Source organism: Gracilibacillus massiliensis (assembly GCF_001458115.1).
GTDB classification, from domain to species: domain Bacteria; phylum Bacillota; class Bacilli; order Bacillales; family Amphibacillaceae; genus Gracilibacillus; species Gracilibacillus massiliensis.
Window position 1 is genome coordinate 327,326 of the sequence record NZ_CZRP01000013.1, and the last position, 19,775, is coordinate 347,100.

Annotated in this window: 21 protein-coding genes; 13 read left to right on the forward strand and 8 right to left on the reverse strand. The window is 35.0% G+C overall.

Annotated features, from left to right (window positions below):
- Positions 1 to 23: 23 nt before the first annotated feature.
- Both BN3107_RS13975 and BN3107_RS13980 read right to left on the reverse strand, forming a co-directional pair.
- Positions 24 to 1,241, reverse strand: coding sequence for an ABC transporter permease (locus BN3107_RS13975; RefSeq protein ID WP_058308259.1), 1,218 nt, complete (start codon positions 1,239 to 1,241; stop codon positions 24 to 26).
- The gene (locus BN3107_RS13980) at positions 1,234 to 1,980 is read right to left on the reverse strand and encodes an ABC transporter ATP-binding protein (RefSeq protein WP_058308260.1); all 747 of its coding nucleotides are present in this window, start codon (positions 1,978 to 1,980) and stop codon (positions 1,234 to 1,236) included. Before BN3107_RS13980 ends, BN3107_RS13975 begins: the two co-directional genes overlap by 8 nt.
- 729 nt (positions 1,981 to 2,709) lie before the next feature.
- Here BN3107_RS13980 and BN3107_RS13985 point away from each other — a divergent pair.
- From BN3107_RS13985 to BN3107_RS14015, 7 genes are all read left to right on the forward strand, one after another.
- Positions 2,710 to 3,129 carry an HIT family protein gene (locus tag BN3107_RS13985; protein ID WP_058308261.1) on the forward strand — a complete coding sequence of 140 codons (420 nt, stop codon included), beginning with the start codon at positions 2,710 to 2,712 and terminating at the stop codon, positions 3,127 to 3,129.
- Between the two features lie 70 nt (positions 3,130 to 3,199).
- Positions 3,200 to 3,568 carry a YtxH domain-containing protein gene (locus tag BN3107_RS13990; RefSeq protein ID WP_058308262.1) on the forward strand — a complete coding sequence of 123 codons (369 nt, stop codon included), beginning with the start codon at positions 3,200 to 3,202 and terminating at the stop codon, positions 3,566 to 3,568.
- Positions 3,569 to 3,756: 188 nt separating this feature from the next.
- Positions 3,757 to 4,296 carry a DUF3267 domain-containing protein gene (locus tag BN3107_RS13995; protein WP_058308263.1) on the forward strand — a complete coding sequence of 180 codons (540 nt, stop codon included), beginning with the start codon at positions 3,757 to 3,759 and terminating at the stop codon, positions 4,294 to 4,296.
- Between the two features lie 148 nt (positions 4,297 to 4,444).
- Positions 4,445 to 4,624 (forward strand): hypothetical protein, encoded by a 180-nt coding sequence (locus tag BN3107_RS20130; RefSeq protein WP_058308264.1) that lies wholly within the window; start codon positions 4,445 to 4,447, stop codon positions 4,622 to 4,624.
- Positions 4,625 to 4,739: 115 nt separating this feature from the next.
- Entirely contained in the window at positions 4,740 to 5,708 is a 969-nt protein-coding gene (locus BN3107_RS14005; RefSeq protein WP_058308265.1) for a peptidylprolyl isomerase, read from the forward strand.
- A gap of 96 nt (positions 5,709 to 5,804) precedes the next feature.
- Complete coding sequence (locus BN3107_RS14010; protein WP_231735335.1) at positions 5,805 to 7,034, forward strand: hydrolase; 1,230 nt, start codon at positions 5,805 to 5,807, stop codon at positions 7,032 to 7,034.
- A 65-nt stretch (positions 7,035 to 7,099) separates the two neighbouring features.
- Complete coding sequence (locus BN3107_RS14015; protein ID WP_058308266.1) at positions 7,100 to 7,450, forward strand: VOC family protein; 351 nt, start codon at positions 7,100 to 7,102, stop codon at positions 7,448 to 7,450.
- Between the two features lie 401 nt (positions 7,451 to 7,851).
- On the opposite strand, the gene tnpB is transcribed toward BN3107_RS14015, so the two are convergent.
- Positions 7,852 to 8,991, reverse strand: coding sequence for an IS200/IS605 family element RNA-guided endonuclease TnpB (gene tnpB / locus BN3107_RS14020; protein ID WP_058308267.1), 1,140 nt, complete (start codon positions 8,989 to 8,991; stop codon positions 7,852 to 7,854).
- A gap of 424 nt (positions 8,992 to 9,415) precedes the next feature.
- Between tnpB and BN3107_RS19855 the strand changes: the two genes are divergently transcribed.
- The 3 genes from BN3107_RS19855 to BN3107_RS14030 are packed head-to-tail and all read left to right on the forward strand — an operon-like array spanning position 9,416 to position 10,617.
- Positions 9,416 to 9,553, forward strand: coding sequence for a hypothetical protein (locus BN3107_RS19855; RefSeq protein ID WP_156416119.1), 138 nt, complete (start codon positions 9,416 to 9,418; stop codon positions 9,551 to 9,553).
- Between the two features lie 54 nt (positions 9,554 to 9,607).
- Entirely contained in the window at positions 9,608 to 10,006 is a 399-nt protein-coding gene (locus tag BN3107_RS14025; protein WP_058308268.1) for a GNAT family N-acetyltransferase, read from the forward strand.
- An 11-nt stretch (positions 10,007 to 10,017) separates the two neighbouring features.
- A complete protein-coding gene (locus BN3107_RS14030) occupies positions 10,018 to 10,617 on the forward strand; it encodes a DedA family protein (RefSeq protein WP_058308269.1) in 600 nt (199 codons plus the stop codon).
- A 301-nt stretch (positions 10,618 to 10,918) separates the two neighbouring features.
- Here BN3107_RS14030 and BN3107_RS14035 read toward each other — a convergent pair whose 3' ends face one another.
- From BN3107_RS14035 to BN3107_RS14045, 3 genes are read right to left on the reverse strand one after another with little or no spacing between them, the layout of a single operon-like run.
- Positions 10,919 to 11,320, reverse strand: coding sequence for a GNAT family N-acetyltransferase (locus BN3107_RS14035; protein ID WP_082631367.1), 402 nt, complete (start codon positions 11,318 to 11,320; stop codon positions 10,919 to 10,921).
- 48 nt (positions 11,321 to 11,368) lie between these two features.
- Positions 11,369 to 14,221, reverse strand: a complete 2,853-nt coding sequence (locus tag BN3107_RS14040) for an ATP-binding protein (protein WP_058308270.1) — start codon at positions 14,219 to 14,221, stop codon at positions 11,369 to 11,371.
- A 4-nt stretch (positions 14,222 to 14,225) separates the two neighbouring features.
- Positions 14,226 to 15,452: a metallophosphoesterase family protein gene (locus tag BN3107_RS14045; RefSeq protein ID WP_058308271.1), complete on the reverse strand. Its 1,227-nt coding sequence runs from the start codon at positions 15,450 to 15,452 to the stop codon at positions 14,226 to 14,228.
- Positions 15,453 to 15,557: 105 nt separating this feature from the next.
- Here BN3107_RS14045 and BN3107_RS14050 point away from each other — a divergent pair, with 105 nt between their 5' ends.
- From BN3107_RS14050 to BN3107_RS14060, 3 genes are all read left to right on the forward strand, one after another.
- Positions 15,558 to 15,866 carry a hypothetical protein gene (locus BN3107_RS14050; protein WP_058308272.1) on the forward strand — a complete coding sequence of 103 codons (309 nt, stop codon included), beginning with the start codon at positions 15,558 to 15,560 and terminating at the stop codon, positions 15,864 to 15,866.
- 115 nt (positions 15,867 to 15,981) lie between these two features.
- Positions 15,982 to 16,401 carry a GNAT family N-acetyltransferase gene (locus BN3107_RS14055; RefSeq protein WP_316245036.1) on the forward strand — a complete coding sequence of 140 codons (420 nt, stop codon included), beginning with the start codon at positions 15,982 to 15,984 and terminating at the stop codon, positions 16,399 to 16,401.
- 43 nt (positions 16,402 to 16,444) lie between these two features.
- Entirely contained in the window at positions 16,445 to 17,392 is a 948-nt protein-coding gene (locus BN3107_RS14060) for an NERD domain-containing protein (protein WP_058308273.1), read from the forward strand.
- 168 nt (positions 17,393 to 17,560) lie between these two features.
- On the opposite strand, the gene BN3107_RS14065 is transcribed toward BN3107_RS14060, so the two are convergent.
- Both BN3107_RS14065 and BN3107_RS14070 read right to left on the reverse strand, forming a co-directional pair.
- Positions 17,561 to 18,832 carry an ABC transporter permease gene (locus BN3107_RS14065; protein ID WP_058308274.1) on the reverse strand — a complete coding sequence of 424 codons (1,272 nt, stop codon included), beginning with the start codon at positions 18,830 to 18,832 and terminating at the stop codon, positions 17,561 to 17,563.
- The gene (locus BN3107_RS14070; protein WP_058308275.1) at positions 18,825 to 19,724 is read right to left on the reverse strand and encodes an ABC transporter ATP-binding protein; all 900 of its coding nucleotides are present in this window, start codon (positions 19,722 to 19,724) and stop codon (positions 18,825 to 18,827) included. Before BN3107_RS14070 ends, BN3107_RS14065 begins: the two co-directional genes overlap by 8 nt.
- Positions 19,725 to 19,775 lie beyond the last annotated feature (51 nt).

The following is a 19,775-nucleotide window of genomic DNA, read 5'->3' on the forward strand; positions in this document are numbered from 1 at the left end:
AATTGGGAAACGAGGCTTTTTATCTACACTTTAAGTTTTTTCCTAAGATAGTTCGGTATGACAACTAAAACAAAAAGCAAGCTAGCAACAGCCATCAGTGCGCCAATCAACGTCTCTCCTATTATTACTAAAAACAATGTAAAAAGAATAGCGACCACGGCGATTAATTGTTGCATCCATTTCATAAAGGCTTGCTTTCTCACAGACTCCGCAATTGGATACAAATCCAGCCATACCAATGTGGCGTGATGTTTCCATAATGGCACTATTTGCAAAAAGATCATGTAAATAAAAAGAATCGCAAATATCAGTTTTAACCATTGATTTGGAACAAAGTAAATCAGCAGACCACCGATCACTAACAACCTTAGATATATCCCTAAATATTCTCCACTTCTCACAGTTGTTAAGCGATATAAATAAGGATAAGCATTCTTCTGCTGAAACGGGATACCTTTTGTTAAAGCTTTAGCTAACCAGTGGCGTTTCTTAACTGGTGTCTCTAAATGTGGTACATCGGTAAACATGTTTGCTAACCGATAAAAAGAACGCATCCGTAAATAATCGCTCTCGATTAATAAATCCCAATTCAAAGCTTTCTGTTTACTTGCTGTCAGGTAATTGGTTGCAAAAAGAATAATCAGTAAGGCCGTAATAATAGCCAGGAAAAGCCTTTCTTGTCCAATAAAAAAATAAATTAATGTCACAATTAATGCGTAGCGAACTACTTTATCGATTAACCTGGTATTTTTATCTCTAACACGAAGCATCCACCAATTCGCTACCAAACTCCATGCCTTCACAATTAACAAAACGATAAATAACATTCCGTATGCTGGTGTCTCCTGATTTGGAAAAGCAGCTGCATAAAGAGGGGCAATTGCTGCAATTGCTAAAATAAACAAATAAATTTGGGTAACATAACTATAAATTAATGTGCGAATAAAATAACCTTGCAAAAGATGTTCAGCAGGTATTAAAAATACAATGTCAGCCTTTTTTAATAAAGTCTGAATCGGACTATGAGAAGTTACTAACCCTAATACGAGCGCAATCACCCAAGCAGACGGAAAATAATTCGGTATATTTTCTAAGAACTGCTGATAATAAACCGACATTGCGGACACAATAAAAACCATTGCTATCACAATATGCCCTGTCACGATATACCTTAAATAACGGCTAAGCTCCTTTATATGAGCGGATAAGCGAGTAGTAAACAATTGACGGTCATTAAGCATAGGAATCGGCTTCTTTCGTTAATTGAATATATAGATCATCCAATGTCGCTTGTGGTCGGTCAAAGGACTTTCGCAATTCTTCCAGTGTACCTTTTGCCCGAATTTGACCATCATGTAAGATAACAAACCGATCACAATAACGTTCTGCCGTCGCTAAAATGTGTGTTGACATTAACACACCTGCCCCTTTTTCCTTCATTTGATCCATCAGCTGTAAATAAGACTGAATCCCCAATGGGTCAAGTCCAACAAATGGTTCATCCACGATATATAAATCAGGCTCTACTAAAAACGCACACATAATCATCACTTTTTGTCTCATACCTTTAGAAAAGTGAATCGGAAATAACTTCAGTTTTTTATCTAAGCGGAACTCTTTTAGTAAGGGGGTTACTCTTCGCTGGTAGACATCTTCTGGGATTTGATAAGCCATCGCGGTCAAACGCAAGTGTTCTTCTAATGTTAATTCATCATATAACACCGGCATTTCCGGAATGTAGGAAAAATGGTTTCGATAGCTTTCAGGCGCCTCTTGAAATGACTTCCCTTTTATTGAAACTTCTCCATTTTTAGCTTGCATTAAACCAATGACATGTTTAATGGTGGTACTTTTACCAGCCCCATTTAAGCCAATTAATCCTACAATTTCATTCGGTTTTACGTCAAAAGAAATGCCATGCAAAACATTCTTATGCGTATAACCTCCTTCTAAATTCTTAATATGTAATAAAGGTTCCATTCCCTAACGTCCCTTCTTTAATTACTTATCCAAAAAGTATTACCAATTGCTATCCATTATACCAAATTCTTTTTGTAATAGAAAAAGGAAACATTAATCTTGTCTTTTCTCGAATTTTCTCTTTATTACAGCTGGTGTGGCTGCTCCTTATGGGCGATATATACTTTTATCGGACAAAAACGCCGGTGTGACCTTCTTCTTTTGGGCGATATATCTCTTTATCGGACAAAAACGATGGTGTGACCTTCTCCTTTTGGGTGATATATACTTTTATCGGACAAAAACGATGGTGTGACCTTCTCCTTTTGGGCGATATATCTCTTTGTCGGACATTGAAGATTTAAAACTTCAAATGATGCGTATAAAGAAAATGATATTGAACAAACTATATCATGAAGGGGCAAGGAAGCAATAAAAAAGCTTGGATGAAAACAGGTTTATGAAATGGTGAAAGCCTTTCGTTGCATGAAAGTAACAAGGAGAGCGTTTACTCTTCCTTGCTATGAGTCGTATCAATCCTTTCAAATGTTTAGAACGACCTTTTTCTAACAAAAATCTTCCCCGGTTTTTGTGAAAAAGAACTAACTTGTCCCCTTCAAGCAGGATGTGCTATTGAACGAGAGATCGTTTTATAGCACTCCTGCTATTTTTTTATAGTTAGCATTTTAAAGGAACCGCAAAATAATGTATAATGAGAAAAAAGAATTATTTAATAAAGGGGCGAGATAAATGACTACGCATTCGGACTGTATCTTTTGCAAAATTATCGATGGCGAAATACCATCAGCAAAGGTTTATGAAGACGAAGATGTCTATGCTTTTCTTGATATTAGTCAGGTTACAAAAGGACATACATTAGTTATACCGAAACATCATACCAAAGATATTTATGAAACAAATGAACAAGTTGCTTCCACATTTTTCGCTCGTGTGCCAAAAATTGCAAACGCAATAAAAGAAACATTTCAGCCAGCTGGTCTTAATATACTTAATAATAATGAAGCAGCCGCTGGGCAATCTGTTTTTCACTTACATATGCATTTAATTCCACGATATGATGAGCAAGATGGATTTGATGCTAAATGGCAGACACATGAAGATAAATATAATTTAGCTGAGATTGCCTCATCCATCAACAAAAACATCTAATTTTTATAAAAAACTGGTTTGATTGTCTCTAAAAAAGAGAATGTTATATAATAAGAAAGGAGTGTTCGGAATGATTAACAGTAAGTCATTATTAATTGGAATTCTTGCAGGCGGGTTAGTAAGCGCTGCTGCCACACTTTTAAGTACACCTAAAGCAGGTAAAGAATTAAGGACAGATGTAAAAGTAACAAGTGATAAAGCTGTACACTATATTAATAACCTGAGAACAGAGGGTGTTGATCTTAAAGAGCAAATTACCAAAACCTCTAAAGAAGGTGCAGCATTAATTAAAGATCTTTCTGCTGATGTGAAGGAATCAATTGAATCCTGGAAAAAAACAGTGGAACCACATCAAAAAAACATCCAAAAATATTTAACACAAATTGAGGAAAGCCTAAAAGAATTAGAAGAAAAAACAAAATCTCAAACCGAATATTAAACATTACTCAAGAGTTGGCAAATGCCAGCTCTTTTTAGTTTTTTTCAACCTTTTAGTTCTTCAAGTTTCCCTTATGGAATCGTTTACTTATTTTTTTTACAAAAAAACGGTTGATTTTTCATACGAAACATACTATAGTCATGTAGTATTATTTAGGAAAACGGATTTTAAAACTAAGGGGTGATCCTATGAATTGTTGGGATTCCATTAATCTAACAAAACAGTTGGGCTTTTATCGCAGTATCATTATGTCTTTTATTTTTGGACTGTTATCATTTATTTTATTATATGTACCATTTACTTTAATTCACAAAGATGCATTGGTAAAGGATCACGGAATAATCCCGTTAACGCTTGGAATAGCGATATTGCCTTTAATCCATAAAATTATAAGAATAATCCCGTTAAAATGCATGAATAAAAAAATTAAACTAAAATGGAAGTGGGAAAAGAAAGTTTTTCCTAACTTTGATCTATGTGAGAATTCACATACTACCAAACCAATATTATTAATAGCTTTATTATTACCAACAGTCATTATAACGATTCCATGTATTATTGGTGGTTATTTTCTCCCGTCGTATTATCCGTACTTTTTATTAGCTGGTGCGATTAATCTAAGTTTGTCTTATATTGATATTCTCTATATCCGACACCTATGGAGAGCACCAAAAAGATGCGTGATTTCTAACGATGAAAAAGGATATGACATTCTTATACCACGTTAAGACCAACGATAATGTTGGTCTTATTTATTTTTAAACGAATATATTGCAATTGCGATATACATTTTTTTCAATTAATTAAAGAAGACATACTGTTCAAAACTGCGATTTTTTGTTAAAGTAATTAAAGTAGATTAAGGAGGTAGGCTTCATGCTTTTTGTTTTTGTCATTTTTGCTTTTTTTACATTATTTATTTTCAACTCACTGACAATGAGACTGTGTTTACAAACGGAAATGTCCAAAGAAAAACAACCGAACGTTTTCCGAACCATCAATATTTTAATCACAATATTATTAGTGTCCTCCTACGTAGAGGTTATTTACACCTAATAAAATTAGTAAAAACAATGTAATATCTATATTTTCTGTTTTTTTTAATAAAAAGTGTGTTATATTATTGCAAGAGAAAAAAATGTATGAGTAAACAATTAGGAGTGTAGGTAGAATGAAAAAATTAGCAATCACTGCAACAGTTGCAGCAAGTATTTTCGCGCTTTCGGCGTGTTCTTCAGAAGAAGATTCTGAAACAGTAGTAGAAACTGGATCAGGTGATATCACTAAAGAAGAATTTTATGAAGAATTAAAATCCGCTAATGGTGGACAAGTTCTTCAACAAATGGTTTTAGAAACTATTCTTGAAGAAAACTATGAAATTTCCGATGAAGAAGTGGATAGTGAAATTGAAACATTTAAAGAGCAATATGGGGAACAGTTTGAGATGGTCTTGACTCAAAGTGGTTACGAAGATGAGGATGCTTTCCGAGAGGACTTACGTATCAACCTTTTACAAGAAAAAGCTGCCACTGAAGACATTGAAGTAACAGACGAAGAAATTCAAAACCGTTACGAAAGAATGCAAACAAACTTAGTAGCAAGTCATGTTCTTGTTGAAGATGAAGCAACAGCAAACGAAGTAATTGAAAAATTAAATGATGGCGAAGATTTTGCAGCTGTTGCAGAAGAATACTCAACAGATACTGGTAGTGCAGCAAATGGTGGAGAACTGCCTGAATTTGGAGTTGGAGAAATGGTTCCCGAATTTGAAGATGCTGCATATAATCTTGAAATAGATGAAATTAGCGAACCGGTTCAATCACAACATGGATTCCATGTCATCAAAGTAACGGATCGTGTCGAAGTAGAAGATGTAGAACCGTTAGAAGACGTTGAAGATCAACTGCGTAGAGAAATTGCTCAAACAAAAATTGATCAAACAGCATTACAAACTAAGATTCAAGACTTAATGTCAAATGCTGATATTGATGTAAAAATTGAAGAGTTTGAAGATTTATTTGAACAACCAGAAGCACCGGAAACACCTGAAGCACCTGCAGAAGAAGATACTGAAAGTACAGAAGAGGAAGCAGATAATACTGAAGAATCTGATAGTACAGAAGAAGAAACTGAAGAATAATACATCGATCACCCTATCTTCATCAACTATGAGGATAGGGTTTTCTTATGTTATATTTATACTACCAACGTATTTAAATGAATTGGAGTGTTAAAGGTGAATAAATCGAATTATTTTTACGACATGATTCCGATCAATTATGAATTGACTGAAGAACAACGTGAACAAGTTAAATCCTCCTTCCCACCACCTGCTCTACCAGATGAGATTGCTGGTTTAGACCTAAATAATTTAACAAAAGGTACCCCTGTTGCAACACGAGTGTTATTAAATGATTTTGAAGTTAAAAAAACAAAAACGAATAAATCTTTTTTAAAAATAACATTAAGTGACCAATCAGGTAATATTTCTGCAAAAATGTGGGATAACAATGGAGAAGTGGAAGCAATGCTCCCGCTATTAGAAAAAGTAGGAGTCTTTGATATAAGAGGTCAAGTCGATGAATTTAATGGTTTCAAAAGTGTGACTATTTATGACATGACTCCGTGTAAAGAAGATATCGATCCATTCACACTACTTGCCTATACAAAACAAGATATTCAACAATTATCAGAAGAATTATTTGCTTATCTGTATGCATTAGATAATCCTTATCAAGAGATTGCGCTTCGAGCGATGGATCAACTTTGGGAATCTTTCCGGATAAGCCCTGCTGCAAAAGGTTTTCATCACAATTACTTAGGAGGATTATTAAAACATACAGTTGGTCTTATGCGTTTTTGCCGCTACATTACCATACAGGAAGACAATCCATTTCGTGCTGTTATGAAGCTCATACATAAAGTTGAAACCCAATATAAACAGGAAATTTGGGAATCTCTAAAAGAAGATGGACAACGACCTTTATTTGTATGGAAAGATGCAATCGACCACTTGTATCACATGTTACAAGGCATGGGAGAACATAAATACGAAGAGATCAACTATAACGCCTTAATAACCAGTATATTATTCCATGACATTGGGAAGTTGGCAGAATACGATTATGCTGGGAAATCAATGAACGTTTTCGATTATTTGTATCCTACTGCCACTTTCGAGGATGCCCAAAGAAAACAAGCTGGAATTGCGATGGATCCATTAGGTGTTACTATTGGTCATATTCCTTATGGAGTTTTACTTCTTACCAAAGTAATTGAACATAACAAGATCCAGGTCAGTATGGAAGCAATACACCTCATGTCACACTGCATCTTATGTCATCACGGTTTACCCGAATGGGGTAGCGCAGTGCGTAAACCTCTTAATCTAGAAGGTTACCTTATCCACATCGTAGATTACTTAGATAGCAGGTATGAAAATACTGAAGCAGATCATCAAAAATAAAGTGAGACTTCAATCAGTTAGAGTTTTTGATTTCCTACTGATTGTTATCAGGAAGGAGCTATTAAATGATTCCATTATCTAAGAAAATTACAGGTATTTTTATTCCTGTAAAGGATATTAAAAAAGCCCGTGATTGGTATTGTGATTTATTAGCCGTGCAACCAATAAATGAGTTTCCAGGTAGACATCTTTATGTGATTGAGTTAAATAATTTAAATCTTGTTCTGGATAGTAAGATTTATAGTGAAAAAACGATTATACAAACTCCCCTTTTTCACTTTGATACAGATAATATTGAGCAATCGTACCAATACATTCAAGAAAAAGGGATAGAATTAACATCTGACATCCAGTTTAATCAATTTTTCAATTTTAAGGATCCAGATGGTAACCATTTAATGATGTGTCAGCCTTAAAAGAATAGTGAGGTCTGAGTTTCAGGCCTCATGAAGTATTTTTGATAATACATTTTGTGCATCCGTTCTAACTCCTCAACTGAATACTGAACCTCATTACGATAACCAGCAATCCTAAAAAATAAAAACCAGAAATATCTGAAACCTTATTTATGGATAAGGTTACCATATCGAGAAATCACATCTGATATCTCGATCCAATTATACTCTTCATTAAATCCTGTAGCTATAATAATTTGCTATTATTTCTGTTTACTTCTATCTTGAACCTCTCATGACTAAAGTAAAGTCACGAGATTCTTGGGAAGAGAACCTACTTGCTCATTTTTTGCCTAATAAGCAGCGGTTTCTCTTATTTACCAAGCTATCCCCGTAGTTCCTACGGTTCTTCGTTTTCGTGACTATTCTAACGTATAGAGTCTTAGACCTTCGTCTCGTATATTTTCACTCGCATTGATGTCACGGTCATGATGGATGTGACAAGCAGGACACATCCACTCTCGAATGTCGAGTGATTTCCTGCCATCTCGATGACCACATTCCGAACAGATTTGACTAGATGGATACCATTGATCGACCTTGACGATGGCACGACCATACCATTCCGCTTTGTACTGTAATTTCGCAACAAAGCTAGACCAGGATACGTCTGAGATACTTTTCGCTAGTTTGTGATTACGCAACATACCTTTTATGTGTAAGTCTTCCATACAAATCACATCGTGGTTTTGGATGATTGCTGTGGAGAGCTTATTCAGAAAGTCGTTGCGTTGATTCATTACTTTTTCATGTAAGCGGGCCACTTTTCGTTTTTGCTTTTGATAGTTTTTCGCCTCAAACAGGCGAATGCCGTTCTTTTTAGCGACTAATGCTCGTCTGGACAATTTTCGCTGCTCGCGTTTCAGTTTCGCTTCCATTTTGGTTGTAAACCGATGATTGTCTACTTTTCGCCCATCCGAAAAAATTGCAAATTCTGTGATGCCAAGGTCCAGCCCTATTGCCGAATCTGTCTTGGGTAATTCATGTATGTCTTCTTCACAAATAATCGAGACAAAAAACCGACCACTAGCCTGTTTGCGAATCGTTGCTTTGACAATACGTCCTTGAGGTTCTTGGCTTTTTGCACATTTGACGAAACCAAGTTTGGGTAATTTAATCGACTTGTCCAAAACGACAATATTGTTATTCGTGAAGTGTGTCGTGTAACTTTGAACGGAGTTCTTTTTGCTTTTAAATTGTGGCTTACCATTTTGGTGGGAGAAAAAACGTGTGAAAGAATCTGCGAGGTTTCGAAGCGCATTTTGAAGAGAAAACTTGTCTACTTCCCGAAGCCAATCCGTGTCGGGGTGTTTCTTTAAATCGGTTAATCGCTTGGAACAGACGGAATAAGTTAGTCCTTTTCCCGTATCTGCATAGGACGTATTCCATTGGTCCAAAAAATGATTATACACAAATCTGGCACAACCGATTGTCTTCATGATCAGAATCGCTTGTTCGTTGGTTGGATAAATTCTATATTTATAAGCTTTGTGTCGCAGCATCGTCTTCTCCTTTTTTCTTTTTCGAATAATGGGTGGATGTACGCTCAATCTTCATGAATAGCTCCTACAGAAAAGTTCCTCTACTATAGTATAGCATCGCTCGGCGACAAACGCACGTTCGGAATTAATGTTATCTGTCTTGGATGTAAAAACGTGTCGGTTGATGAACATCGCTAAACGATGCCTCAACCGAAGCTTGCTTACTCACGACTGAAGGCACGAGTTTGCGCAAGCTATATCATCAAAAGTTGCAAGTTGGCGTGAAACATCAGCGACATTCGGTTTTAAAGTCACTTGTTTCTTTACGTGTAGCGCTTAAAATTAACAGAAACTTATTCGTACTTGTGCACTTTAAATTTTGAAACAACTAACAACATTGGTAATATTATGCTAAAATAAGCTATAACAAAGCTTATGAGGTGACATGATGATCTTTATCATATTAATTATTATTTTATTAATTTTAACTTTTGATTTAACAAAATTAAGGAATCAAAACAGTGAAATGATTCAACAAAACCAAGAAATGATAGAATTATTAAAGGAATTACGCGATAAGTAAAACATTCCGTTTTCTATTATAAGATGTCAACAATTAAAAAAGGTGGGACTATATTTGGAAGTCTATAAAGACGATTTCATTATAAGTGATGACAAAAAATTAATTAGTATCCAGACTGTATATAACCTCCTCTCCCCTACATATTGGGCCAAAGAGCGTGCCATTGAAACGATCGAAAAAAGCATAGAGAACTCCTATGCATTTGGAGTTTACCATCATAATAATCAAATTGGATTCGGTCGCATAGTTTCTGATCAAGCTGTATTTTCTTGGATATTAGATGTGGTGATTGACTCAAACTATCAAGGAAGAGGCATTGGCACATGGCTAATAGAGTGTATGCTTCAACATCCGGATCTAATTAATACGAAGTTTGCGCTTGCTACGAAAGACGCTCATGATTTTTATCGAAAATTTAATTTTACTGAAAAAGATTGTATGATTAAGAAATAAAGGAGATTATAATGGAGCAATGGTTAATCCAAATTATGAATGAGTACGGCTACATAGGAATCATGTTTTTAATCGCTATTGAAAATATTTTTCCACCGATCCCTTCCGAAATTATCCTTACCTTTGGCGGCTTTGTTACGACAACTTCTTCTTTGCATATTGCAGGAGTCATTTTTGCTTCTACTGCTGGCTCTGTCTTAGGTGCGATCGTTCTATATATTATTGGATTACAGTTGGATGTAGCACGATTAGAGAAAATAATAGGTAAATGGGGACATATCCTTCGAGTAAAAAAAGAGGATGTTCATAAAGCAGATAGGTGGTTTGCTAAATATGGCTACTGGACCATATTCTTTTGCCGATTTGTTTCTCTTATCAGAAGTTTAATCTCAATTCCTGCTGGCATGTCTCACATGAACATTGGTTTATTTTTATTATTTACTACCCTCGGCACACTCATATGGAACACGGTATTAGTTTTTGTAGGAGCTACCCTAGGTGCCTCTTGGGAGAAAATCCTAAATTATCTTGAAGTATATTCAACTGTTATTTATCTAATATTGTTTGTTCTAGTAATTATCATCCTTCGTAAGCTAGTACGCAGAAAATAAATTCCATCTAAAAAATGAGTCGATGAACTGATATTTTCCACTTCTTCAAACAATAAAGATTCAATACATATTGTTGCGCAACGTATGGAAACTGCGACTATTAAAAAATAGTAAAAAAAGCCAACATGAATACTCTTGCTTAAGTTGTCGAGTATATCAAAGCGAAGGCGTCAGCTTTCACTCCTGCGGAAAGGAAAGCGGGCAAGCCGTAGCGGTTGCAAAGCACATATAAAATCTCATAATTACCTCTTCAGCTATGTCGCAGTATGATCCTAAAATGTGATACATACTTTTTCTTCGTTTATTTTGTTCGTGCTATTTTATAGCCATTATCAATTTTTTCAAATCCTACTTTCGGATAATAATCCATCGCTTTTGGCGACGATAGTAAAATCAGCGCGACATTTTCATTTAATAAAAGCTGCACACGACGGATTAATTCTTTACCAATCCCTTGTTCTTGATAAGATTCGTCAACAGCTAAGTCTGATAAATAACAGCAATAACTAAAGTCGGTTAGACCTCTAGCAACACCAACAAGCCTCTCTTCGTCCCATGCAGTAACTAAAACGTTGGCATGATCCAACATTTGCTGCAATCGATCTAGGTCATCAAAAGGTCTTTTAATCCCTGATCTTTTAAATATTTCAGATAGGTCAATCGGTGTGATCGTAATATCATCTTTATACATAATATCGTTCATTTTCGCCACTCCCTCTGCTTCTGTTTTTATCGCACCATACTTTTCCATTTAATTTAATGTCAATTTGGCATTTTTTGTTTTTGCTGCAGTAAAGTAAAATACTTGATGTTGTTCACTGATTTCTTCTAATAATTCTAATACTTTTTCTTTTCGCTCCCCATCAAAATGAACAAAGCCATCATCGATCAAAAAAGGTAAAGCGAACCGATTTGCCATCACATGACTTAACGCAAATCGAAGCGCAATATATAATTGGTCTTTCGTTGCTTGTGATAGATCGATCACATCAAATTGAAAACCTTCTTTATTTTCCACGATAATTTTTGAATTGTCATTTATATAAATATTTGGATAGCCATCAACCGTTAACCATTTAAAATAATAACTCGCTTTCTCAAATACAATCGGCATGTATTTTTCTGAATAGTTTTTTTTTGCATTGATTAGCTTTGCGTGTGCTACTTTTTGAACCGCCCATTCCCCAGCTAATTTTTGGAGCTTCTCCTTCTTATATGATAATTGATGGGTTAATATCGATACATCTTCCTTTTTTTCTAATAGATCGACCGTTGCCTTTCGATCACTTAAATCCTTTTGAACCTTAGCCATCATTTGTTCTATTCTCTCTAGTTTTTCTTTTACTTCTCTCATCTGTAATTTCAAATTATTTTCATCTGCAAACTCACCATTCGCAAATGACTGAATTGTTTTTTCTTCAAATAAAACAGTTAAGCTATCGTAAAGCTGATTCTTTTTTAGTTCTGTTTCGACTAATTGATGATATTTTTCTCCTTTTTCGATAAACTGTTCTTGATTCTCCACCTTTGCATGTTGTAAAAGCTGATCGATCTCATCAAGGTAAGGTTGTTGCCTTTCCTTACATTCTTTGAGCTGATTTGTTAATTCTTGTAATCGCTCAACTAATCGCATTGATTCATCTCGTTTTTCTTTCTCCTGTTGTAATGTCTCAGTAAGATTTTGGTTTAAATTTACAGAAAGGATGGAACGTTCCTCTTCCCTATTTTTCTTGAGTTGTCGAGATCGATCCACTTCATCTAGCAACTGTCTGGTACTTAATAATCTTTCTTTTTGAATCATTAATAATTGATATAACTTAGACCAGTAAGTTATGTTTGCATTTGTTAAGAAAGGGTATTGAGACTGCTGATCTTGTATTTTGGCATGAATCTGAACTTGTTGCTCATCTATAAAAGTTGACCTTGCCTCTAATTTTATTTGCTCACTATGATAATGTTGGATATTCTTCTCGATTGAAGCGATCAGATCTTTTTGTTTTTGATGTTCCTCTATTTGTTTCTTTCTTTGCTGCCGCTCATCTAAAGTTAATTGAACAGAATTTACTTGATCTGGTTGAAGCCAGCTTTTAAATGTTTTGCCATAAACTCGTACTGCGAGACATTGTGTGATCGCAAGAAAAGCGATGATACCGCCCCACACCCAGTCGGTAGTAAAAGCTAAAAGCAATGAGGACACAAGTCCGATTCCCATAACAATTAGTGATAACTTCCACTGTTGCTCATATTTTTTTTGCCATTTTTGAAAATGTGTTTGTTGTTTTTCCTGTTCTACTGTAACATCAGCTTGTTCGATTTGTTTTTGATAGTTCTCTATAATCTCCGAATCGACTAACTTGTCTTCTGCCTGTTGTTTCTCGTTTTTTAAATCAGAGATATGGTTCAGATTCGATGTATGATCATTTTTAACATATTTGTTTTCTAATTCGATTTTTTCTGCCTGTTTTGCAAGTTCTGCCCAATGTTCCTCTAAATAAAATGGTAAGGATAGTTCTTCTAATTCATCAATCGTTACATTGATTTGCATGCTTTCAAGCTTTTCGTTTATTTCATTACGAATGGTTGCTAGTTGATTAGAAATGTTTTTTTCTTTTGAGGTGATCTGATTGATTTCTTCAGTTAGTTGCACTGCATGTTTTAATTGTTGCCATTCTTCTTCTGTTAATAGAACTAACTCGGTTTGTTTCTGTTCAACTTCTTTTATATTTTTTTCAATGACATGTTGTTCACTTTGTAAAGGTAATAGTTTTTCTTTCCATTGATTCAGTCTGTCCAATCCATCCGTCGGAAAAGTAATTGTTTTGTTATGACGTTTTAGTTCATTTGAAGCGAAATAGAAGTCTTTGATAAGCTGATAATGGGTACTCTGCTTTTCTAATTGTTGGTAAGTTTCAGTTAATTCTTTTTTTTCGATTAGTCGATCTTGCAGTGTTGTCTTTAATTGATTGATTTCTTCCACTTGATCACGGTATGTCGCTTCTTCTTGTTTTGCCTTTGCCAACTGTTGATTTAATTCTTTGAGTTCTTGAAAGAATTGATTGATCTCAGGTTTTTTACCATATGGTTTAAATAAATCTGCTAAGCTTTTGTCTAACTTTTTTTCTGCTTGGTATATACGATCAGATCCTGACATACCTATCGCAATTAATATATCATGTATTGCATGATTATCTAGTTGCTGAATCTGTTGAAGATCGATTGCGTCGAAGGTAAAAATAGCTTCATACTGTGCTCGATCCATCCCTTTTAAATTTTCTTGTAACCAGTCTTCATCTTGCTTTTCTCCCTCAATAAATACGAGAGCCTTATTTTTATTTTTCCCATCGACTCTTTCAATCGTGACAGATTGTGAAGACAAATCTGAAACGATGATTCTTCCGCCTATTGCTGAACCTTGTTTGGGAATATAGCGTTTTAAATTTGCAGGTTTTTCACCAAATAAAACATATAAAATAAATTGGCGTAATGTAGATTTTCCCGATTCATTATTCCCTGAAATTTCAATCATATCTGTCGAGCCTGAAAAATTAAATCGTTGATCTTGCCACTTTCCAAAGCCATATATATGTATATTTTCAATACGCATTCTTCTATCCTCCTTTTTCATGTAATAATTGATCTAACAGTTGTTCTGCTTCCATAATAGTAACTTCGATTTCTTCTTTCTCGAGCTTGTCTAGCCACTTACGTCCTTCAGGATGCTGCCAGAGTTCTGCCAACATTTTTACTAAATCTTCTTTTGTAGAAAAGGATTGAGCTAGTTCTTGTAAAAAACCGCCATCTTGTATCCACTCTGATCGTTGCTGCTTTTTCTGCCATTTGTAACCACTAATATAAGTCCACTCTTTTGTTTCAATTGATTGATTGATAATCTCGAGTATTTCATCAAATGAACCGTTGTTGATCCATTCTTGCACAGTAGTAGTTACCTGTTGGAGCTGCAGTTCGACTACATGCATTCCTGATGAAAATTCAGCTAACTTTTTTTCAATGTCTTCAAGTACTTGGTGAATATCTGTCCATGATTCAGTTGAAATCGTGCACTTTTCAAATCGAATAGAGTGAAGCTGATGGAAGTCAAGCTGTTGCTCTGTCTCTGTTAAAGTAACTAGGTAACAGCCCTTTTCTCCCGTTTCTTTCATTGATCTCCCCTGGATATTTCCAGGATAAACGATACTCGGTTTTTTAGATAAAACTTCTCTTTTATGAATATGACCAAGTGCCCAATAATCAAATCCAGCCTGTTTGAGATCAGAAAGTTGAAAAGGTGCATAGGGTGTATGTTCTTCAGTTTTTACATTGCCAAAGGTACCATGCAATGTTGCGATATGATAAATCGATTCTTCTGTTTTTTGGAATTGCAATGATTTATTTTCGATAACTGCTCGTTCTTCATAACTAAAGCCATAAATCTTGGCTATTTGCTCATTATTTTTTATGAATTCAAATGCTTCTACTTTTTCTTTTTCAAACACAAAGACATTATCGGGATAATTTCTTGGAAAGGTCTGACTGTTTATATAGTCATGGTTACCAAAGGAAATATATACGCTAATATCATGTTCGTTTAACTTTTCTAGTGTTTTTCTCAATGCAATATGTGCTCGCATGCTTTGTTCTTCTTGATCAAAAATGTCACCTACTAATAGGACAAAATCAACTTTTTCCTGAATAGCAAGGTTGGTCAGATTAGTTAGTGCTGTAAATGTGCTCTCTCGAATATCCGCTAATATATTGGACGGTATATCACTTAATCCTTTAAAAGGACTATCCAAATGTAAATCCGCACAATGAAGAAAGGTTAATTGTTTTTTCAAAAGATTCACCTACCTTTTCTATTATTGTAGCAGAGCATAAATCAGAATGCACGTTCGATTGTTGTGTGATTGGCATATTGTGTTAATATATAGAAAATGGAGGTGATGGGAATCGATATCTTTGTTTACATACGACCTATTTTTATCACCATGATCATACTTCTCTTATTATTATTTCTAGTAATTTTAATTCAGCATAAGTTACTTACAACCTTCTCAGTCCTTGCCTTCGCTATCTCGTTTATTATCCTTGCAAATGTTACTTTATATATGAGTGGGGAAATCGTTGATGAGCTCAACTTGCCTAGAGATCTAAATGACTTTTATTACGTAATAGCGATCGTAGTCCTATCTTTTATCAATGTCGTTGTATTTCAATATAAGAAAAGGAAAGAAGATAAAATATTTTATTGAAGGAGCTACAGAAAATGCAAAAAGTAAAATTAGTAGAACCAGCTAAAGAATTACATGATGCTTATCTTGATTTTACAAAGAGTGGATACATAGTGGGGAAGTTAGAATTCCTTGGGTGATCGACAAATATCCATATGATATTGAAAAAATGTTAACTTTTTTTGATGAACATAAAAACGGGATGCATTTACCTGAAGGCTGGGTTCCAGATTCCACTTACTGGTTGATAAATGAACAAGAACAAGTCTTAGGTGTCGTTAATATTCGTCACCAGCTCACTGATTATTTAATGAATATCGGTGGACATATCGGCTATGGTATACGTCCTAGTCAGCGACAGAAGGGCTATGCTACTCAGTTACTGAGGTTATCAATCGAAGAGGCGCGCAAATTAGGCATTAAGAAAATATTAGTAACTTGCGATCAAAACAACATCGCTTCATGGAAAGCTATTTTAAAAAATAACGGCGTGGAGGATAAGGATTTTATAGAGGAAAACGGAAATGTCGTCAAACGTTTTTGGATTGAGGGGTAGCAAACGCTGTGAATAAACCAAATATAGAAGAAGGTGAAATGTATTGAACCTTTCCATTCCCCATAAATCTTTTTATTTACAACAGCTTGAAGCAACGATCCAACGGTTATCTCACCATGATTGTGTGCAACTTGAAAAATCCTTTGGTCGCGAAATAGCAGGATATACTGGCGAAAAGAACTTGCCCTATTATTTAGATTCACTGCCATCAGTAAGTCGACTATTCGGAATACGCCTTCCCTTTCAGCATCACTTTTTTCAAATTGACGGTTTAGTTGTTTTTCCAAAAAAGATATTTATCTGTGAAGTCAAACATTTAAAGGGAAAAATCACGCTGAATCAATCAAATCAGCTTATTCAGGAAACAGAAAACGAACAAATACAGGTATATGATAATCCATTAATTCAAGCACAGTATCAAAAAGATAAACTTGAATCCTTCCTCTCTTCAAGTGGTTTCCAATCACCTTCGATTCATCCTGTCATTGTTTTTACTCACCCTGGTGCCAATCTTAACTTCCAACAGCCAGACATTATCCCTATTCAACAATTACCTATTAGAATGAAAGAGATTTTATTGGATAGTAAAGCAACTCCATTTTCTACCTCTCAGTTGAAGAAACTCACTTCCTTTCTCTCGAAAAATCATCAAGAAAGACAAACAGATATATTAGCAAAATTTAAGATCTCTCCCAAAACAATTAAGCGTGGTGTTTTTTGTTCCAAATGTGTCCAAGTAAAAGTAACAAGAATCTATGGCACTTGGTATTGTCCTAAATGCGGAACTAAAGACAAAAACATGCATGTCAAAGCATTGAAGGATTGGGCATTGATTTTTGGACCAACCATTACGAATAAGCAAGCACGCTATTTTTTGGATATTGAATCGATTGATTTAGCAAAAAGACTCTTAAATCAAAGGCACTTTCCTTCTAAAGGTACTTATCGAAATAGAAAACACGATCTGTCCCTTTTACTAAATAAATGTTAGTGAAATGTATAAATATGTTGCTAGCACTTTCATGTATTACTGGCAACTCTCGTGTTTTACTGGCAACTTCGTACACTTTACTGGCAACTCTCGCGTTTTACTGGCAACTCTGCTCACACCATGAAAAAAGCTATTTCGTCACAAGGACGAAATAGCTTCTTCTTTCAATTATTCTTTTTTCGATAGTTGGAGTGCTTTTTTGAAATCTTTTAGTGATGTGGATGTACCGTACATCAACACGCCTCCACGATAGACTCTTGCACCGATTACAGCTAACAATGCAATCGTTACGATCAAAATCCCAATACTTAAACCAATTTCCCAGAATGGAATTTCTAATAAACCAACCCTTAAGAACATGGCAAGTGGTGAGAAAAATGGAATATAGGAAGAAACTACAACAATTGTTGAATCTGGCATATTTAGTCCATACATTGTAATCATAAATGCTGCAACAATCAGTAATGTTACTGGCATCATTAACTGTTGAACATCCTCTGTCCTGCTAACTAATGATCCTAACATCGCAGCTAATGTAGCATATAAGAAATACCCTAACAAGAAAAAGACGATCGCATAGATAAACGTAGATGTACTAATATCGGAAAGTCCAAAAAAGTCGAAAAATCCGCCAACTAATTCATCTTGCTTCTGCGTAATCACAAGATAACCTACTCCTAAAAATGCAATGATCTGTGTTAAACCTACTAGGCCAATACCGGTAATTTTAGCAAACATCTGGCTAACTGGAGAAGAACTTGAAATCAATATTTCCATTACTCTAGATGTTTTTTCGTTAGCGATATCCATTGCGATCATATTACCATACGCAATTACGGTGAAATATAATAGAAATAAGATAACGTATACTAACCCTCTAGCTCCGCTTAATTCTTCTTCTGATTTCACATTGGAAGCTTCACCGTCTCCAGTAGCAATCAATTCGCTTTCAAAAGTCATTGGTTCATAAATGCCGGTAATAATAGCCGGATCTATTTCAGACTGATTTGTGGCCATTTCCACTTTTATTTGTTGTAATTCGTTTTGAAGTCTCATTTCCACCGATTGATTCGAATAATCTTTACTATGATAAACAGCAGATGGTAAACCTTCAGCAGATTCAGTAATTTCGATTGCTGCTACATACTGTTCCTCTGTTACCGCTTCTTTTGCCTCTTCAATCGATGCCTCAAAATGCTCAATTTCAAAATTAGCCTCATTTGCAGCTAGTCTAGATTCTAATTGTTGATATAAATCTTCATTTTCGGTTATGACTGCAACTTGATCTACTTCACCTTCTGAATCAAACATATCGAGAATCGATTGGATATTGGCCATTAATACGATAAATAAGAGAAAGATAGCAGTAGTAATAATGAAGGATTTCGATTTTATTTTAGACATATACGTATGGGAAAATACAATCCAAAACTTATTCATAGGACTCACCCGCTTTCTCAATAAAGATGTCGTTTAAGCTAGGTTCATCTAATTCAAATTTACGAACAAAACCTTTTCCTAGCAATTGTTCTAGAATCTTTTGCGATACATCTTCATTTTCAATTTGACAAAGTGCACCATCTGAAAAGTGCTTCACTTTGACCACACCGGAAATATTTTCTACAAAATCTAAATCGAAATCTGCTTGAATGGATAAATTTTTCTTGCCAAAGGAGCGCTTTATTTCTCGAATATCACCATGTAATATTGGTTTTCCATGCTGCATCATACATAAATGCTGGCATAGTTCCTCGACATGCTCCATGCGGTGAGAGGAAAAGACTATGGAAGTGCCACTATCTTTTAATTCAACTACCGCTTCTTTTAACAATTCAACATTAACAGGGTCTAGTCCAGAAAAAGGTTCATCTAAAATAAGTAATTTAGGTTTATGTATCACAGCAGAGATGAATTGGATTTTTTGTTGGTTCCCTTTTGATAATTCTTCTACTTTTTTATCCATGTAATGAGGAACTTTTAGCCGGTCGAGCCATTTCGTTAATTCTTCCACTACTTCTTGTTTTGCCATACCTCGCAGTTTTCCAAGATAAATCAACTGATCTCTGACTTTTAGTTTCGGATATAGTCCTCTTTCTTCTGGTAAGTAACCAATTAAATCACTTTTGTTGTAATCGATTTTCTCACCATTCCATGTTATCGTTCCTGATGTTTGATCTAGTAAATTTAAGATCATACGGAATGATGTCGTTTTGCCTGCCCCATTCGCGCCAAGAAACCCAAAAATTTGGTTATCTGGAATTTCTAACGAAAGTTCATCTACGGCAGTAAACGATCCGAACTTCTTTGTCACATTCTCTAGTTTTAATGTCACATTCACTCACTCCTTCCACTATACATACGAATACTATACTAAATTAGTTTC

Excerpts from the sequence above, each read along its gene's own strand:
- BN3107_RS13975 (WP_058308259.1), bottom strand. The coding sequence starts at position 1,241 with ATGCTTAATGACCGTCAATTGTTTACTACTCGCTTATCCGCTCATATA.
- BN3107_RS13980 (WP_058308260.1), bottom strand. The coding sequence starts at position 1,980 with ATGGAACCTTTATTACATATTAAGAATTTAGAAGGAGGTTATACGCAT.
- BN3107_RS13985 (WP_058308261.1), top strand. The coding sequence starts at position 2,710 with ATGACTACGCATTCGGACTGTATCTTTTGCAAAATTATCGATGGCGAA.
- BN3107_RS13990 (WP_058308262.1), top strand. The coding sequence starts at position 3,200 with ATGATTAACAGTAAGTCATTATTAATTGGAATTCTTGCAGGCGGGTTA.
- BN3107_RS13995 (WP_058308263.1), top strand. The coding sequence starts at position 3,757 with ATGAATTGTTGGGATTCCATTAATCTAACAAAACAGTTGGGCTTTTAT.
- BN3107_RS20130 (WP_058308264.1), top strand. The coding sequence starts at position 4,445 with ATGCTTTTTGTTTTTGTCATTTTTGCTTTTTTTACATTATTTATTTTC.
- BN3107_RS14005 (WP_058308265.1), top strand. The coding sequence starts at position 4,740 with ATGAAAAAATTAGCAATCACTGCAACAGTTGCAGCAAGTATTTTCGCG.
- BN3107_RS14015 (WP_058308266.1), top strand. The coding sequence starts at position 7,100 with ATGATTCCATTATCTAAGAAAATTACAGGTATTTTTATTCCTGTAAAG.
- tnpB (WP_058308267.1), bottom strand. The coding sequence starts at position 8,991 with ATGCTGCGACACAAAGCTTATAAATATAGAATTTATCCAACCAACGAA.
- BN3107_RS19855 (WP_156416119.1), top strand. The coding sequence starts at position 9,416 with ATGATGATCTTTATCATATTAATTATTATTTTATTAATTTTAACTTTT.
- BN3107_RS14030 (WP_058308269.1), top strand. The coding sequence starts at position 10,018 with ATGGAGCAATGGTTAATCCAAATTATGAATGAGTACGGCTACATAGGA.
- BN3107_RS14035 (WP_082631367.1), bottom strand. The coding sequence starts at position 11,320 with ATGAACGATATTATGTATAAAGATGATATTACGATCACACCGATTGAC.
- BN3107_RS14040 (WP_058308270.1), bottom strand. The coding sequence starts at position 14,221 with ATGCGTATTGAAAATATACATATATATGGCTTTGGAAAGTGGCAAGAT.
- BN3107_RS14050 (WP_058308272.1), top strand. The coding sequence starts at position 15,558 with ATGGGAATCGATATCTTTGTTTACATACGACCTATTTTTATCACCATG.
- BN3107_RS14065 (WP_058308274.1), bottom strand. The coding sequence starts at position 18,832 with ATGAATAAGTTTTGGATTGTATTTTCCCATACGTATATGTCTAAAATA.